This is a genomic window from Niallia sp. RD1 (assembly GCF_024219955.1).
Lineage (GTDB): Bacteria > Bacillota > Bacilli > Bacillales > Cytobacillaceae > Niallia > Niallia alba.
Genome location: NZ_CP100420.1, coordinates 52,378 through 69,127, shown reverse-complemented (window position 1 = coordinate 69,127; position 16,750 = coordinate 52,378). Strand labels below are relative to the sequence as shown.

The 16,750-nt window shown below is 34.8% G+C and carries 17 protein-coding genes and 1 riboswitch; of the genes, 9 read left to right on the top strand and 8 right to left on the bottom strand.

Annotated features, from left to right (window positions below; translation table 11 throughout):
- The first annotated feature begins 91 nt into the window (after positions 1-91).
- Complete coding sequence (locus NKG37_RS00445) at positions 92-331, top strand: hypothetical protein (RefSeq protein ID WP_169189011.1); 240 nt, start codon at positions 92-94, stop codon at positions 329-331.
- Between the two features lie 277 nt (positions 332-608).
- Here the strand turns inward: NKG37_RS00445 and NKG37_RS00440 are convergent, their stop codons facing one another.
- The 5 genes from NKG37_RS00440 to NKG37_RS00420 all read right to left on the bottom strand — a co-directional run bounded on the left by NKG37_RS00440 (position 609) and on the right by NKG37_RS00420 (position 5,588).
- On the bottom strand, positions 609-1,883 hold the full coding sequence (locus NKG37_RS00440) for an Nramp family divalent metal transporter (RefSeq protein ID WP_254415617.1): 1,275 nt from the start codon (positions 1,881-1,883) through the stop codon (positions 609-611).
- A 377-nt stretch (positions 1,884-2,260) separates the two neighbouring features.
- On the bottom strand, positions 2,261-2,809 hold the full coding sequence (locus tag NKG37_RS00435) for a polymer-forming cytoskeletal protein (protein WP_224427632.1): 549 nt from the start codon (positions 2,807-2,809) through the stop codon (positions 2,261-2,263).
- A 247-nt stretch (positions 2,810-3,056) separates the two neighbouring features.
- Entirely contained in the window at positions 3,057-3,878 is an 822-nt protein-coding gene (locus NKG37_RS00430) for a MetQ/NlpA family ABC transporter substrate-binding protein (protein WP_254415616.1), read from the bottom strand.
- A gap of 29 nt (positions 3,879-3,907) precedes the next feature.
- Positions 3,908-4,573, bottom strand: coding sequence for a methionine ABC transporter permease (locus NKG37_RS00425; protein ID WP_101729565.1), 666 nt, complete (start codon positions 4,571-4,573; stop codon positions 3,908-3,910).
- 1 nt (position 4,574) lies between these two features.
- Positions 4,575-5,588, bottom strand: coding sequence for a methionine ABC transporter ATP-binding protein (locus NKG37_RS00420; protein WP_101729202.1), 1,014 nt, complete (start codon positions 5,586-5,588; stop codon positions 4,575-4,577).
- 156 nt (positions 5,589-5,744) lie between these two features.
- Positions 5,745-5,851, bottom strand: a riboswitch (SAM riboswitch).
- Between the two features lie 173 nt (positions 5,852-6,024).
- Between NKG37_RS00420 and NKG37_RS00415 the strand changes: the two genes are divergently transcribed.
- From NKG37_RS00415 to NKG37_RS00395, 5 genes are all read left to right on the top strand, one after another.
- Positions 6,025-6,285, top strand: a complete 261-nt coding sequence (locus NKG37_RS00415) for a DUF1871 family protein (RefSeq protein WP_016202376.1) — start codon at positions 6,025-6,027, stop codon at positions 6,283-6,285.
- A gap of 326 nt (positions 6,286-6,611) precedes the next feature.
- On the top strand, positions 6,612-7,112 hold the full coding sequence (locus NKG37_RS00410; protein ID WP_254415615.1) for an Lrp/AsnC family transcriptional regulator: 501 nt from the start codon (positions 6,612-6,614) through the stop codon (positions 7,110-7,112).
- Positions 7,112-8,281, top strand: coding sequence for an aminotransferase (locus NKG37_RS00405; RefSeq protein ID WP_016202374.1), 1,170 nt, complete (start codon positions 7,112-7,114; stop codon positions 8,279-8,281). Before NKG37_RS00410 ends, NKG37_RS00405 begins: the two co-directional genes overlap by 1 nt.
- Before the next feature lie 246 nt (positions 8,282-8,527).
- Positions 8,528-8,932: a S1 domain-containing post-transcriptional regulator GSP13 gene (gene yugI / locus NKG37_RS00400; protein WP_016202373.1), complete on the top strand. Its 405-nt coding sequence runs from the start codon at positions 8,528-8,530 to the stop codon at positions 8,930-8,932.
- 412 nt (positions 8,933-9,344) lie between these two features.
- On the top strand, positions 9,345-10,556 hold the full coding sequence (locus tag NKG37_RS00395; RefSeq protein ID WP_101729564.1) for an ornithine--oxo-acid transaminase: 1,212 nt from the start codon (positions 9,345-9,347) through the stop codon (positions 10,554-10,556).
- Positions 10,557-10,629: 73 nt separating this feature from the next.
- Here NKG37_RS00395 and NKG37_RS00390 read toward each other — a convergent pair whose 3' ends face one another.
- Entirely contained in the window at positions 10,630-10,863 is a 234-nt protein-coding gene (locus tag NKG37_RS00390) for a DUF378 domain-containing protein (RefSeq protein WP_016202371.1), read from the bottom strand.
- Between the two features lie 217 nt (positions 10,864-11,080).
- On the opposite strand from NKG37_RS00390, the gene NKG37_RS00385 reads away from it, so the two are divergent.
- The 3 genes from NKG37_RS00385 (at position 11,081) to NKG37_RS00375 (ending at position 14,287) form a co-directional block, all read left to right on the top strand.
- A complete protein-coding gene (locus tag NKG37_RS00385; protein WP_224427633.1) occupies positions 11,081-12,244 on the top strand; it encodes an iron-containing alcohol dehydrogenase in 1,164 nt (387 codons plus the stop codon).
- A 199-nt stretch (positions 12,245-12,443) separates the two neighbouring features.
- The gene (locus NKG37_RS00380) at positions 12,444-13,790 is read left to right on the top strand and encodes a glucose-6-phosphate isomerase (protein ID WP_101729198.1); all 1,347 of its coding nucleotides are present in this window, start codon (positions 12,444-12,446) and stop codon (positions 13,788-13,790) included.
- A 164-nt stretch (positions 13,791-13,954) separates the two neighbouring features.
- A complete protein-coding gene (locus NKG37_RS00375; RefSeq protein WP_016202368.1) occupies positions 13,955-14,287 on the top strand; it encodes a four-helix bundle copper-binding protein in 333 nt (110 codons plus the stop codon).
- Positions 14,288-14,383: 96 nt separating this feature from the next.
- On the opposite strand, the gene NKG37_RS00370 is transcribed toward NKG37_RS00375, so the two are convergent.
- Both NKG37_RS00370 and NKG37_RS00365 read right to left on the bottom strand, forming a co-directional pair.
- Positions 14,384-15,373, bottom strand: a complete 990-nt coding sequence (locus NKG37_RS00370) for a potassium channel family protein (protein ID WP_254415614.1) — start codon at positions 15,371-15,373, stop codon at positions 14,384-14,386.
- A 90-nt stretch (positions 15,374-15,463) separates the two neighbouring features.
- Positions 15,464-16,339, bottom strand: coding sequence for a TetR/AcrR family transcriptional regulator (locus tag NKG37_RS00365; protein WP_169189007.1), 876 nt, complete (start codon positions 16,337-16,339; stop codon positions 15,464-15,466).
- Positions 16,340-16,750: the final 411 nt, after the last annotated feature.

Sequence of the window (16,750 nt, the reverse complement as noted above, 5' to 3'; positions counted from 1 at the left end):
ACCGAAAAACAAGAATGTTGAAAAAGTCGATTGGCTGTTGTCAGAACGGACCAGAGCCATTGTTAAATACTACATAAAGGGGTGAGGAGTGTTGGATACATTCAATTGGATTGTTTTTCTTTGGCAGGTCTCCTTCGGGGTTTCAATAATTACATTACTAATTGGATTAGTAAAGCGGTCTTGGGTATCAATGCTTATCAGTTCTGTAACGTTCCTACCAGTCGCTTATTACTTTCTTGGTGCAGAAAACGGATTGAGGCTAATTGGGTTTATACCAATTCTACTTCTTATACTCACAATAGTATTTTGGCGAAGTAAGAAAAGAGCATAAATAACATTAAAAGAGGGATGGTTTCCATCCCTCTTTTGGCGATTTTTAATGCTAATTTAACTGATAATTATCGGTTGAAAAATGTGTTAATCGGTACGTTTTTTTTATTGTTAATTTAAATTTTGTACTTCAAAACCGAACCCGTTACTCTTGAGTCTCCCGTCTTTTCTTTGTTTTTTTCTGGAAAAATGTTTTCGATAGCGGCAATTACTACACATGCTACGAGTTACTTGCATCAAACTTTATAAAAATAGTTTTTAAAATATTTTCTATGTCATTACTGAAATGTTTGAACAAGAATAAAGAGGTTTAATGCGACAATTAAAATAGCCATTATCCATGAAATAACCGTAATCCATTTCGTGTTAACTAGATTTCCCATGATACGTTTTGAACTAGTAAACATTATTAGTGGAATAAGAGCAAAACCAATTCCAAACGATAAGATTACTTGACTTGCGACAAGTGCGGTCGTTGGATTAATTCCGAGTGCTATGATAGCAATTGGTGGTACCATTGTAATAATTCTTCTAACATATAATGGAATACGAAAATGGATAAACCCTTGCATAATCACATCACCGGACATTGTACCAACAGATGAGCTAGATAATCCGGCTATTAATAATCCCAATCCAAATAGAATGGCTGAAAGGGGGCTAACTAATTGTCCGAAATAGTTAAAAGCTATATCTAAATCTTCCACAAATAATCCATTCTTATGAAATAATGCACTAGAAACGATCAACATCGCTCCGTTAATAAAACCTGCAATCAACATGGCAATGAGAATATCGATAAATTCAAAGCGGAAAATTTGCTTTTTCTCTTTATCTGTTTCCCCAACAATTCTTTTTTGTGTTAATGCAGAATGTAAGTAAATAGCATGGGGCATAACAGTTGCGCCAAGGATTCCTGCTGCTAAAATAACACTATCCATTCCATCAAATTGAGGGGTAAATAATCCGTGAAGTAAAGATGGAACATCCGGCTTCGCAAAGAACATTTGTACGATAAATGAAAGGACAACAATGAATAACATGCCGGTAATTCCCGCTTCTAGGGATCGATAGCCTCGTCTTTGTAATTCAAGAATAGCAAAAGACCCGACAGCTGCAATTAGACTAGCCTCCAATAGAGGAATGCCAAAAAGGAGGTAGATACCAAGTGCAGCCCCAATAAATTCTGCTAAATCTGTTGCCATAATAACAAGTTCGCCTTGTATCCACAAACCGATAGAAACTGGTTTTGGAAATTCTTCTCTAGCTACTTCAGCTAAGTTTTTGCCTGTAGCAATTCCTAATTTTGCTGATAATGATTGAATGACTAATGCCATAATATTGGAAAATAGAATTACCCATAATAATAAATAGCCGTATTTTGATCCAGCAGCAATATTCGTTGCGAAATTTCCTGGATCAATGTATGCAATCGCTGCAATGAATGCTGGACCTAAAAAGGGAAGGATTCTTTTTAGACCTTTAACTTCCCCATTTAAAATACTTTTTGCTGATCTAGAAGGGGTACCTTCTATTGATTGGTTTCTTCCCATTTTTCTCACCTGATTTTACTTTGGTTTAAAAAGTTTCTCTAATGCAACTTTTATATAAAAGATATTCCTAAATTAGAAAATTGTCAATCTATTTGTGTTAAATAAGTTAGGAGAAATTTTGTGAATTTATCCTATTCTTAACGGGCAGGAAGATTCCTGCCTCAAGCTGTAGAAAATAGAGGAGGCTAGGCTTAGACGTTGAAACTCGCCCATAAGGGACACTAATCATCAGATAGGGATAAGGGAAACCTCCCAATGATGGAAGTTTTCTTTAAATAGAGAATAATATGGGAAGATTTTTTTGTAGGAGGAGAGGAAGAAGGATGAAAAAATAAAATAAAAAAACCTAGCTGAGTTTCAGCTAGGTTTATAGGCTATTATTGTACTTCTTGTTCACCAGTTACTTCTCCATCAATTACAGCAGATGCTTTGAATTCATCGCTCTTGTAGTATACATTACCATCAACTTTTGCAGTTGCGTCTACAGTAAATCCGTTAGCTTCTACATAAACATCACCAACAAATGTACCACCTTGAATTTTGAAGTTTTCACTTTGTACTGTCATTTTAGGAGCAGTTAAAGTGAAAGAATCAATGATGTTATGATCTTCATCTTGTGTATAAAGACCAAGTTTACGATAAAGTGGATTTGCAGCATCACCTTTATCGTGGAATTCACCTGCAACTACGATATCGCTGTCAACTGTTAAATCTTGAAGTGTTGCAACAATCCAAGTACCGTTTTCACTTAATCCATTAACTAATGCATCTGCTTCGTTAACGATAGAAGCAGTTGTTACTACATCAGCTTTATCCTCAGCTTTATTATCTTCTTTTTTTGGTTCTGTGTCTGTATTTCCGCAAGCAGTTAAAAGCGCTCCTGCTAAGATTGAAGCAAGTAAAACTTTTGGTGTAATTTTCATCATTTGTTCCCCCTATAATTGTTCTTTTTTATTGTCTGTGAATGGATTCACAATACAACATTATATTAACACACACATTGCAGTTGTAGAGAGGGGAGGTGTGTCCAATTTGTGAAAGAAATAAGGTAAAAATGTGACTTTATTTTAATAATCAGAAAATAAAAATAATTTAAAATAAGAAAAAAGCAAGCTAGGCTGAGATAGAGTTTCTCAGTCTAGCTTGCTTTACTACGTTAGAGCAAATATTTGTTTACTTCATCCACTCTGGTTTCCCAAAGCCTTCAAATTCTTCATCAATTACTTTTTCAAACTCTGCTGATTCAACAGCTGCTTTAATGTCTTTAGCAAATGGAGTATCTAAATCTTTTGTATTAACAACAACACGGTTACGATATTGGTCCAGCATATTTTCTAATTGAAGGGAATCTAATAAATTCATTTTAGCTGCTAGTGCGAAGTTCCCTGGAACAGCAGATAAATCTACACTGTCTACAGCACGTGGTAATTGTGCTGCTTCAATTGGTTCGAATTTTAAGTTTTTAATATTTTTCGTTACATCTTTATCAGAGACAGTAAGTGGATCGGCAGCTGAATCAATTTCAATTAAACCTGCTTCTTCTAAAATTAAGAAGGCACGAGCTGCATTAGTTGGATCATTAGGGATAGCAATTGTCGCACCATCTGTAATGGCTTCTAAACTGTCAAATTTATTTGAATAAATGCCCATTGGAGCAGTTGGAACAGAAATTAGTTCGGATAACTCTAAATTATTTTGTGCAGCAAAAGATTCCATATAAATTTTGTGTTGGAATAGGTTCGCATCAATACTTCCTTCAGCTAATGCATTATTTGGTTGCACATAGTCAGTAAACTCTGTAACTTCTACTTTATAGCCTTTATCTTCAAGAATAGGTTTAATTGCTTTTTTTACCATGTCTGCATAAGGGCCAGAAGTTGCCCCTATATTAATCTCTTTTTTCTCTCCTGCATCCGCATTGTCTTTCTCTTGTCCACAAGCGCTAAGTACACTAAATGATAGTAGTAAAAGAATTCCGATAAGTATTTTTTTCATTGTTTTTCCTCCTAAAGTATTATTTCGATTTAACGTTTATCCAATGTTTTTGATATTTTGTCTCCGAAAAATTGAATGATTTGAACTAAACAGATAAGAACAACTACGGTTGTAATCATGACAGTATTATCATAACGATAATAGCCATATTGAATCGCAAGATCGCCAACACCGCCGCCGCCGACTATTCCGGCCATGGCAGAATAGGCTATTAAATTGATTATCGTAATAGTAATCCCTTGAATGATTCCTGGTCTCGCTTCTGGAATTAATACTTGCCAAATAATCATCAAGGGGGAAGCTCCGATAGCGACTGAAGCTTCAATAACCCCTTTATCAATTTCTCGAAGAGCTTGTTCCACTATTCTCGCAAAAAAAGGAATGGCAGCGACTGATAGAGAAACGGAAGCCGCAGTTGGACCGATTGTTGTGTTTGTAATCCATTTTGCTAAAGGTAAAAGAGCTATTAATAAGATAATAAAAGGGATCGAGCGAACCATATTCACAGCAAAGCCAACAATGTTTTTAATAAATGGGTTTTCTAGAAATAACCCTTTATCGGTAACAAATAAAAGTATTCCTAACGGTAAACCCACAATAATGGCCACAACAATAGAGATGCCTACCATATATAAAGTTTCAAAAAAAGCAGAATTTAAATCAGGAAGTAATTCTATAATATAATTCCAATCAATGCTAAGAGGCATGATGGATCACCTCCACGTTTTTGGTGCGATCTTTAATATACTGAATCGCTTTTGTAATCTCATCGTCCTCACCTGTTAATTCCATGATGAAAATACCAAGTGGATTGTTTTGGATATATTCAATCTTGCCATGTAGAATATTTCCTTTCACTTTGTAGTGCTGAAAGGCATCAGAGATAATTCCTTCTTCTGCAATTGGTCCCTGAAAGGTAACCTTAATAATTTTTCCTTTTCTTTCCTCTAATAAGTGGTTTGGTAATTCAAACTGAAGAATGCTGTTCACAAAGTTTTTAGTAAGCTCCTGCTTCGGATTAGCAAACATATCATAAACTGACCCTTCTTCAATGACCTTTCCTGCTTCCATTACAGCCATTCGATCGCAAATATCTTTTACGACTTCCATCTCATGGGTGATGAGAACGATAGTTAAACCAAGTTCTTTATTAATTCTTTTTAATAATGCAAGAATAGACTTTGTGGTTGTTGGATCAAGTGCTGAAGTTGCTTCATCACAAAGCAGTACTGCTGGATTGTTAGCAAGTGCCCTAGCAATTCCAACCCTTTGTTTTTGTCCACCGCTTAATTGTGCTGGAAAGACATCTTTTTTATCTGCTAACCCTACCATCTCGAGTAATTCTATTACCCGTTCATGAGTTTTCTTCGCTGGAAGATTTGCTGCTTTTAAAGCAAAAGCGATATTTTCATAAACTGTTTTACTACTTACAAGATAAAAATGTTGAAAAATCATTCCTATTTTTAACCGGGCAGCTCTTAATTGCTTTTGATTTAATTTTGTTAAGGAAATATTATCGATGATAATTTCGCCGCTTGTAGGCTTTTCCAATAAATTGAGACATCGAAGAAGAGAGCTTTTTCCTGCACCACTGTAGCCTACAATTCCGAATATTTCTCCTTTTTTAATGGATAAAGAAACATGGTCAACGCCTACGACTTGGTCTTTTTTCGTTTTATATACTTTTACTAAATCGTTTATTTGTATCATTAGAAATTACTATCCCCCTTTGCATAACCATTTGCTTGTTTAATGCCGTCTTTAAAAGATCGTTTTCTTTAAGCAGATTTATGAAATATTTTTTAAAAATATCTGGAAAATAAAAAAACTTCTTTCATTTGAAAGAAGTATCGTATACATATACCGATCTTATCTTTCAGAATAAGTCATTCTGCAGGAGTTAGCACCTTCCTTTAGGAAAGGAGGTTGCTGGATGTCATCGGGCCTGTTCCCTCAATCTCTCTTGATAAGTAAATATGAAATTTTCACTAAATGAATAATAAAGCTAAAATACTGAATTGTCAATATAAATTTACAATTTAAAACGGTCTGATTCTATCCGATAATCCCTTCTTTTCGCTTATGTTCTTTAAAGGGATATATGATAGAATGTTCTTTAGCAAACAGGAACAAAGGGTGGCAACGAATGAATAGTCAAGAAATGAATTTAGAATTTATCCGTTTATTAAATGAATGGGATCCTTTTTCAATAGGTGAGGGGAATTATGAAACAGAGATTGCGGACAGTCTTCAAGCTTTATATGATTTGGATTCGGAAGAAGAACTAGCGAATGCTATCCAAGCTATTTATGAATTTTCTTTCGAAGAAGTCATTCCATTAGAAAATTGCTTAGCAATCTCAAATAAACTAATGTATGTAAAACGAAGTAGTTCTTGTTCTTTTTAAAGGGAAAACTGAATTTTTGTGCATTTATCCAACTCTTAACGGGCAGTAAGTCCCCGAGCTCAAGCTGCGGAAAAGCGAGGAAGTCAGATGGTGAAACTCGCCCGTAAAGGTCCCCATCATAAGTGGTGGGGGCGGAAAAAAACGTTACAGATGTAAGTTTATATAAAAGATTAGTCTAAATGTTCATTCCTGTTGGGGGTTCCCTTTTTAATTCATTATGGCGGAAAAAATCATTTAAATAACAGAATCAAAAAATGAAATGATCACGATAAATTTAGCGATAATTTGGTATAATGAGAATATTTCAAGCGAGTAGGAGGATAAACATGAGATTAACAGATAAGGAAATTGAAATTGCGGAAATTCTAGAAAAAGATGCGAGGATTTCTGACGAAGATATAGCAAAAATGATTGGAGAAAATATAGAGACGACGAAAGAAATGATCACGAAACTAGAAGAAATTAATGTGGTTGTTCGCTATACATCGATTGTAGATTGGTCAAAAGTAGAAGGCCATGAAGGAGTAACGGCAATGATTGATGTCAAAGTGACTCCGAAAAGAGGAGTTGGCTTCGATGAGGTTGCGCAAAGAATTTATCGTTTTAAAGAAGTTAAGTCATTATATTTAATGTCTGGTGCATATGATTTATCTGTCATTATTGAAGGGAAATCGATGAATGAAGTAGCTAGATTTGTTTCCGAAAAGCTTTCAACGCTGGATTCGGTTATCTCCACTACTACTCATTTTATTTTAAAACAATATAAGCATGATGGAACGATTTTTGAACCATCCGATGATGATAAAAGAATAGTGGTGTCCCCATAATGAAGCAAACCAAAAGTTATGTCGCACAAAAAGTAGAGGAAATGAAGCCATCTGGAATCCGCAGATTTTTTGATTTAGCTTCTGGGATGGAAGGCGTAATTTCTCTTGGGGTAGGAGAACCAGACTTTGTAACTTCCTGGTCTACAAGAGAGGCGGCTATTTTATCGTTGGAACAAGGATATACCTCTTATACAGCAAATCCTGGACTACTAGAGCTTCGCGAGGAAATTAGTCATTATATGCAAAAAAGATTTTTTGTTTCATATAACCCTGCATCCGAAATAATCGTTACGGTTGGAGCTAGCCAGGCAATTGATATTGCTTTACGAGCTATTCTTAATCAAGGAGAAGAAGTAATTGTTGTAGAACCGTGTTTTGTTTCCTATGCACCGTTAGTGACGCTTGCTGGCGGGGTTCCAATTACGGTTCAAAGCTTAAAAGAAAATGATTTTAAAATCAAACCATTTCAGCTAGAAGAAGTTATAACGGACCGCACAAAAGCAATCATGCTTTGTTCACCTAATAATCCAACTGGAACAACACTTTCCAAAGAAGAGCTTGCAGCAATCGTGGCAGTTGCAGAAAAACATGATTTACTTATTCTATCCGATGAAATTTATGCAGAGCTTTGCTATGATGAGGAATATACAAGTACAGCGGCGATAGAGGGAGCGTGGAAGCGGACGATTCTTCTTTCGGGTTTTTCTAAAGGTTTTGCTATGACAGGCTGGAGACTAGGTTTTGTATGCGGTCCAGAAGAATTAATCCAAGCGATGTTAAAGATTCATCAATACAGTTTAATGTGTGCCCCAACAATGGCACAATATGCTGGACTTGAGGCATTAAGAAGTGGTCAAAACGATGTAGAAGAAATGAAGAAAAGTTATAGACGAAGAAGGAATTTTATTGTTCAGTCATTAAATGACATGGGGTTAACTTGTCATATACCTGGCGGAGCCTTTTATGCCTTTCCTAATATAACCGCAACAAAAATGAACGCTGAGACGTTTGCTGAAAAGCTTTTGATGGAAGAGAAAGTAGCGGTTGTACCTGGAAGTGTATTTGGAGAAAGTGGAGAAGGGCATGTTCGTTGTTCTTATGCAACTTCTTTGCAACAATTACAAGAGGCAATGAAACGGATGAAACGCTTTGTTGATAAATATGCGTAATAGGTAAAAAAGAGGTGTTTATATAAGTGGAACAACTCATTGATTGGCGTAAAGTTGTTGTTCTTCCTTTATAACATCTCTTTTTATTGTGTTAATTTTATCCCTTTAAAGACATAGTTTATGCAATTGATAAACGGGAATCATAAATACAATAAATAAATCCTTTTGTAAATATGCCGATATTGTGATATAATCTTATAATGCGTATAAAAGGAAAAATTAATATAAACAATTAGGAGTGTTCTCATGTCAGATAAAATCGAAGTTGGAAGTGTTATTAAAGGAAAGGTTACAGGTATTCAACCTTACGGAGCGTTTGTTTCTTTGGATGAAAATACACAAGGTTTAGTTCATATCTCTGAAGTAACACATGGTTATGTAAAAGATATTAACGAATTTTTAAAAGTTGGAGATGAAGTGAACGTTAAAGTTCTTTCAATTGACGAAAACGCAGGAAAAATTGGTCTTTCTATCCGTGCAACAGAAGAAGCACCTGCACAACCGGAAGCTGCTAAAGCAAAAAAACCTCGTCCTAAGCGTCAAACAGCTACTGTAGTTGAAACAGAAAACGTACAAGGTTTTAATACGTTAAAAGATAAATTACAAGAGTGGATTGATCAATCCGACCGTAACGATTTAATTAAAAAATAATTAATATTTATAAAAAGGCTGTCCATTATGGCTTTAAACTTCATTTGTATTAATCAGATGAAGTTTGCGCTTATGGGCAGCTTTTTTTGATGGGAAATTTGCTTTTTTCATAAAATCTTTAAATGGAACTTGGCCATCGAATAAAATAATGTATTATTAGAAAATATCGATAAAAAAATCTATCCTTCCACTGAAAAATCGGCTAAAGTTAATCTATAGAAGTTTCATTTTATCCCACTCTTAACAGACAGTAAGACTTCCCCCTCAAGTTTAGGAGAACACGAGGAAGATAGATGGGAAATCAGCTGTCCGTTAAGGTCCGATTGGTTCAACTAACCTTCAGTGGGGGAGGAAGGAAAACCCCCCACTGATGGAAGTTTCACTTTATACAACGAAATGGAAGGATGATTGGATGGTACAAGAAGTCAATAAATCAATCTCGTTAATTGAACAGTCTGAGAAATATGGAGCAAAAAATTATAATCCACTCCCAATAGTCATTTCGGAAGCAGAAGGTGTGTGGATTAGCGATCCTGAAGGAAATAAATATATGGATATGTTAAGCGCATATTCTGCTCTAAACCAAGGTCATCGTCATCCCAAAATAATTGAAGCGTTAAAAAGACAAGCAGATCGTGTTACGTTAACATCCCGTGCTTTTCATCATGATCAATTAGGTCCTTGGTATGAAAAAATCAGTGCACTAACTAAGAAAGAAATGGTTCTACCGATGAATACAGGAGCTGAAGCGGTAGAAACTGCTATTAAAGCTGCAAGAAGATGGGCGTATGATTGTAAAGGAGTAGAAAAAGATAAGGCAGAACTAATCGTATGTGAAGGGAATTTTCATGGAAGAACAATGGGAGCCGTTTCCCTTTCCTCTGATAACGAATATAAGCGGGGGTTTGGGCCACTGTTGCCTGGAATTAAAATTATTCCTTATGGAGATATAAATCAATTGAGAGAGGCTATTACAGAGCATACAGCCGCATTTATTGTTGAGCCAATTCAGGGAGAGGCAGGTATTATCATTCCTCCTCAAGGTTTCATGGAAGAAGCATATGAATTATGTAAAGCAAAAAATGTTTTGTTTATTGCAGATGAAATCCAAACAGGCCTATCAAGAACAGGCAAATTATTTGCGAGTGAATGGTACGGTATTGTACCAGATATGTATATATTAGGAAAAGCGCTTGGAGCAGGTGTGTTTCCTATCTCTTGTGTAGTTGCTGATTCAGACATTCTAGGAGTATTTAATCCAGGCTCTCATGGATCAACATTTGGTGGAAACCCATTAGCTTGTGCTGTATCGATTGCTGCGCTAGATGTCATTATAGAAGAAAATTTAACCGATCGTTCGCGACAATTAGGAGATTATTTTCTACAAAAATTAACAGAAATTAAAAACCCTATTATAAAAGATATTAGAGGAAGAGGATTATTTATTGGAGTTGAGCTTACGGTAGAAGCAAGATCCTACTGTGAAAAGCTAAAAGAAGTGGGATTATTATGTAAAGAGACTCATGAAACGGTAATCCGTTTTGCTCCTCCATTAACGATTACAAAGGAAGAGCTAGATTGGGCGCTAGAACGTATAAAACAAATATTAAATAGTCCAATTTAAAATACGCTCTTATAGATAAAAGCTGACATTTAATAAAGAAGGCATGTCAGCTTTTATCTGTTAAATTTGTTAATTATCGAGTCGATCTAGGTTCGGGGTCTCGAACAACCTCGGCAGTTGGCTTAAATAGCAGCCCAAGGTTTATTAAGCCGGCAATTCCAACAAGACCATAGATAATTCGGGAGATTGCAGCTCCTTGACCACCGAAAATGCTTGCAACTAGATCAAATTGAAAGAAACCAATTAGTCCCCAATTTATTGCTCCTACTATTGTTAAAACCAATGCAATTCTTTGGATTGCGCTCATATTGTATCCTCCTTATAGTAGAATCCCTTTTATTTTTTGTTAAATCCATAAAACTATACATACAGAAAAGTTGTACGAATAATTCATAGTTGAGAATACACATACTATCAGTCGGTGCGAAGCTTAATCTTTTGATTTTCCGAGCAGTTTGATTAATAATTAGGCATACAAATTAGTTTTTGTTACTAATTTTAAAAAGAAATGGGAGGCGTTTTATTTGGAAAACTTTGTTTTTTATAACCCAACAAAACTTATTTTTGGTAAAGGGCAATTGGCGCAATTAAAAGATCAATTAGCTTCCTATGGAGAGAAAATCCTGCTTGTTTACGGGGGAGGAAGTATTAAAAGAAATGGTCTTTATGATAAAGTAATGGCTATCTTAAATGAAAATGGTAATGAGGTATTTGAATTATCTGGTGTAGAGCCAAATCCTCGCTTAACTACTGTACAGCGTGGAGTAGATATTTGCAAAACAGAAGGAATTGATTTCATTTTAGCAGTTGGTGGAGGCAGTGTTATTGACTGTACAAAGGCTATAGCTGCCGGTGCAAAATTTGATGGAAACCCATGGGAGTTCATTACGAAAAAAGCAGCTCCAAAAGCAGCTTTACCGTTTGGAACAGTTTTAACGCTTGCTGCAACTGGATCAGAAATGAACGCTGGATCTGTTATAACAAATTGGGAAACACAAGAAAAAGTTGGCTGGGGAAGTCCATTTACATTCCCTGTGTTCTCTATCTTGGATCCGGAAAATACATATACAGTTCCAAAGGATCAAACGATATATGGAATTGTGGATATGATGTCTCATGTTTTTGAACATTATTTCCACTTAGAACAACATACAGAACTTCAAGATTATATGTGTGAATCTGTATTAAAAACTGTCATAGAGTTTGGACCAAAACTTGTTAATGACTTAGAAAATTATGAATATCGAGCTGCTATTTTATATTGCGGTACGATGGCTCTAAATGGAATGCTCAATATGGGATACCGTGGTGATTGGGCTTCGCATAATATTGAGCATGCTGTTTCAGCAGTATATGATATTCCTCATGGTGGTGGACTTGCAATTCTATTCCCTAATTGGATGAAACATAATTTATCTGTAAAACCAGAACGTTTTAAACAATTAGCCGTTCGTGTATTCGGCGTAGACCCAGAAGGGAAAACAGCAGAAGAAAGTGGGCTTGAGGGAATTGAAAAACTTCGTGCTTTTTGGAATGAGTTAGGAGCTCCTTCCCGTTTAGCTGATTACGACATTGATGATAGCAAGTTAGAATTAATGGTTGAAAAAGCAATGACAAATGGTGGATTTGGGAATTTTAAAGTGTTAAACGAAAAGGATGTTTTAGCAATTTATAAAGCATCTCTATAAAAGAATAAAAACGTACAAACATTTCGTATGAATTGTTTGTACGTTTTTATGCAACAGAGAAGGAAATTGAATAATTGGTGAAAAATGAAAAAAAAAGATATTGTATTCGCTTTCATAACGAGTTCTTTCTTGATTCCTTTTTCTACTTCCGATAAAGTGGAAGAGGAGTATAAATAAATATTATATTGGAGGATCATTTATGACACACGTTCGTTTTGATTACTCAAAGGCATTAAGCTTCTTTGGAGAACACGAAATTACATATTTAGAAGATGCAGTAAAAGTTGCTCATCATTCCTTGCATGAAAAGACAGGACAAGGAAGCGATTTCTTAGGATGGATAGATCTTCCTGTAGCATACGATAAAGATGAATTCGCACGCATTTTAAAGGCATCAGAAAAGATTAAAAGTGATTCAGAGGTATTACTTGTAATTGGTATTGGTGGTTCTTATTTAGGCGCACGCGCAGCAATCGAAATGCTAAATCATAGTTTCTACAATTCTTTATCTAAAGAAAAGAGAAAAACACCACAAATTATCTTCATTGGAAAAGATATTAGCTCCACTTATATGAGTGATGTCATTGATTTCCTTGGCGATAAAGATTTCTCTATTAATGTTATTTCTAAATCAGGAACAACAACAGAGCCTGCAATTGCGTTCCGTATTTTCCGTAAATTATTAGAACAAAAATATGGAGTAGAAGAAGCAAGAACGAGAATTTATGCTACTACTGATAAAGCTCGTGGGGCGTTAAAAACTTTAGCGATGGAAGAAGGATATGAATCATTCATCATTCCTGATGATGTAGGTGGACGTTATTCTGTGTTAACACCAGTTGGTTTATTGCCAATCGCTGTTAGTGGTGCAGATATTACGGCTATGATGGAAGGTGCGGCAGCTGCACGAACTGATTTCAGTACATCTGAATTAAAAAATAACATTGCTTATCAATACGCAGCAGTTCGTAATGTCCTTTATAATAAAGGAAAAACAATTGAAATGTTAATTAACTATGAGCCAGGCTTGCAATATTTCTCTGAATGGTGGAAACAATTGTTTGGTGAAAGTGAAGGGAAAGATCAAAAAGGGATTTATCCTTCTTCTGCAAACTTCTCAACAGACTTGCACTCATTAGGACAATATGTTCAAGAAGGCCGTCGCGATATTTTTGAAACAATTGTAAAAGTAGACAAGCCTCGTCATGAATTAGTTATTGAAGCAGAAGAAAATGACTTAGACGGTTTGAATTACTTAGCAGGACAAACTGTTGACTTTGTAAACAATAAAGCATTCGAAGGAACACTGCTTGCACACACAGATGGTGGAGTACCAAATCTTATTGTAACAATCCCAGAAATGAATGAATATACATTTGGATATCTAGCATATTTCTTCGAAAAAGCTTGCGCAATCAGCGGTTATTTACTAGGTGTAAATCCATTTGATCAACCAGGAGTAGAAGCATACAAAGTAAATATGTTCGCATTGCTTGGTAAACCAGGATTTGAAGAGAAAAAAGCAGAATTAGAAAGTCGTTTATAAGATTGTAGTGATGAAGCTATCGGTAAACTCAGAAAATGAGGGTTACCGATAGTTTTTTTAGTCTCTCTTTCTATTCTATTGATGCCATTTCGCTTTTCAAAATGTTTAAAGGTTTCATGAAAGGTTAAATAAATAGAAATAGGTATTAGAAGGAGGAAGTAGGGATGCTTGTGGAAAAAGAACAGTTATTAATTAAAACATTACAGGAATGTATGATTGTTTGTAACCATTGTCTAAATGAATGTTTAGCAAGTGAGAAGGTAACACCAATGCTTGATTGTATTCATGCCAATAGAGAATGTATACAGTTTTGTAGTTATTTAGAACAAGCTATTATTAGAAAGTCTCCATATGCAAAAGAGTTTGCGGAGATTTGCTTATCTGTATGTACCGATTGCGCTAGCGAATGCAAGAAACATGACCATCGCCATTGCCAATATTGTGCAGAAATTTGTATGGAGTGCGCTAATGCTTGCAAAACTTTTTTAGAAGCTTAAGGATAATCCTTAAGCTTCTGAGGCATACTTTTTGTTTCTTGAAAAGCGAGTAGTATGCCTCAGAAAATAATCTATTATTAAATAACTTCACTTAGGCTAAGTGATAATAATTAATTCATCATTCTCTTCAAACTGGAATGCAGGATTAGGATTAAGGTAACTAGTCCCCCCTCTTTTCACCCCTAATAATAGCTTTCCATCTGCTAATAAATAATTGTTTAATATCAAATAGTCTCCTAATTCACCATGAATATTTGTTAAAGGGATAAATTGAAGCTTCTTATCCTTCAGTTGATTTAAAAGCTCCAGAAATGCAATCATTGTATCTTGAGAAGTTAAACTATTGTGCATAACAAAGCTCGTTAAACTATTTGTCTCAATAATTTCATCTGCACCAGCTCTTTTAGCGTTCTGGATTTGTTCTGCAGTTAGTATTTCAACAATACATGGTATCTTAGCATTCAAACCTTTTATCGCAAGTAACGACAATATTGAATGCATGTCAGCTTGTAACTCTTCTTTGTTTTGATCAGCTGTAATAATAACCTTACTAGCGGTCATTATATTTGCTTTCAGCAGGACGCTGTCTAAGTTTGAATTGCCTCTTACGAAGTGGATGGTTTCTGGCACTGGATTGGTTGTTAAAGACTCATCAACTAATGTAATAGGGATATTTTCCTGGTCTTTAATAATAGAATGAATAATCAGCTTTGACCGTTCATTCCACCCAATGATAATCAAGTGGTTTTGCCCTTTATAAGTCGTTTTTCCTTCTAGATAAGCATTTTGTTTAGCTACAGCCGCAGTAGCTAATGTCACTAAATAGGTCGAAAGGAATCCTACCCCTGTTAATATTAATAACATTCCTGTTATTCTCCCCAAAACGGTAATGGGAGCATAATCACCATAGCCAACTGTGGAAGTCGTAATAATCGCCCACCAGATTCCTTCAAATATAGTGGGAAATGTTTCTGGTTCAATAAAGGTGATAAAGAAACCGAATAGGATAATAATAGATAAAGAAATTGTTAATACACGAATACTTAACGGTAATCTTAAGAATCTAGAAAGTATAGAATTAGGCAAAGTAAACACCTCATAAAGTTGTTATCCTTTGCATTATTGACCAATAAAAAAACTTTCATAATCAAATGAAAGTTTTTTAGTAGAATATACTCAAAGTTCTATCTGATAATAATCAGCAATCTTTTTTTGTTCTGTTTGAAAGTCATCATAACCATTCAAGTTATAAAGCATTCCCTTGATAATTGGGACTCTTGGTTCTTCTGCATGGATTTCTGTCATTAATACTTCCAATGTTACTTCTATTTCTTCCTTATTTGCAATATGCTCCATTTTCTTTTGAATAGAGTTAATAGCATCTACTATATGTTGATGATTATCTTCCATAAAGTTGATAGCAGGCTTCTTAATAATATATTTAAGAAAAACATTGGAAAAGAGAGGATGCTCGTTCTCTTTTACCATATCCGTTATAATGGAATCTAATCTTTTTAATAAGTAACTGGCAATATCTTTGGACGAGACATTAATGGAATCTAAAATCGAAACTTTCAAAAAAGAATGAATAAGTCCATCTTGGATAATAAGCAAATCTAAAAGGTATTTCTTCTTCTCTTCCCCATAAATAGCAAGGAGACCTTTTAGATTATAGTCTTGCAGTTCTGCTTGCATTTTTGCTAAGAGTTCCTTAATAGAATTGTTTAAAGGAATTGCCTGTTCTTTTGATTGCATAATGATAAACTCTTTATGCTTTAATGCGTGATCGAACATAAAGGTCAGTTGATCTATATATTTATCTCTAGATGGGACTGGCCTTTGACTAATTTCTTCAAGTGTTTCGATCAGTTCATCATAATAATATTGTAAGATTTTATAAAGAAGGGAATCTTTTGATTTAAAGTATAAATAAAAGGCACCTTTTGATATCCCACAATCACTTGCAATTTCTTGTACAGATGTAGAAGAAAAGCCTTTTTGCGCAAAAAATTTTATCGCAGAATCGATAATTATTTTTTCTTTTTCTTTCACGTAATTTCCTCCTGTGCATATAGGAAGTAAAGTTGACTAAACGGTCATAATGATATTGAATTTGTGACTAGTTAGTCAAATTATATAGTAAATGAAAAGAAAAATCAATTAATAGCGCTTTTCTTCGCAGCTCTTTGGTGAGAAGTAGAGAATTTTCGAATTGTATGAATGAGGGATTTGCTATATGATAGTAGTCAGAAAAGATTTAAGAACAAAAGTTGAGTAATCCAATTGGTTTATAATGTTTAAAAGAGCTGATTACTTGACGTTAATTTCTTATGATTGTAAACTTACTTACGCATAGTAAGTGAAAAGGGGATTAATAACCTAAATTCTTTTTTACAAACTATAAGATGAAATTTATTTATAAGTGATATATTAGCTGATACATGAAGGAATAATACGACAAAA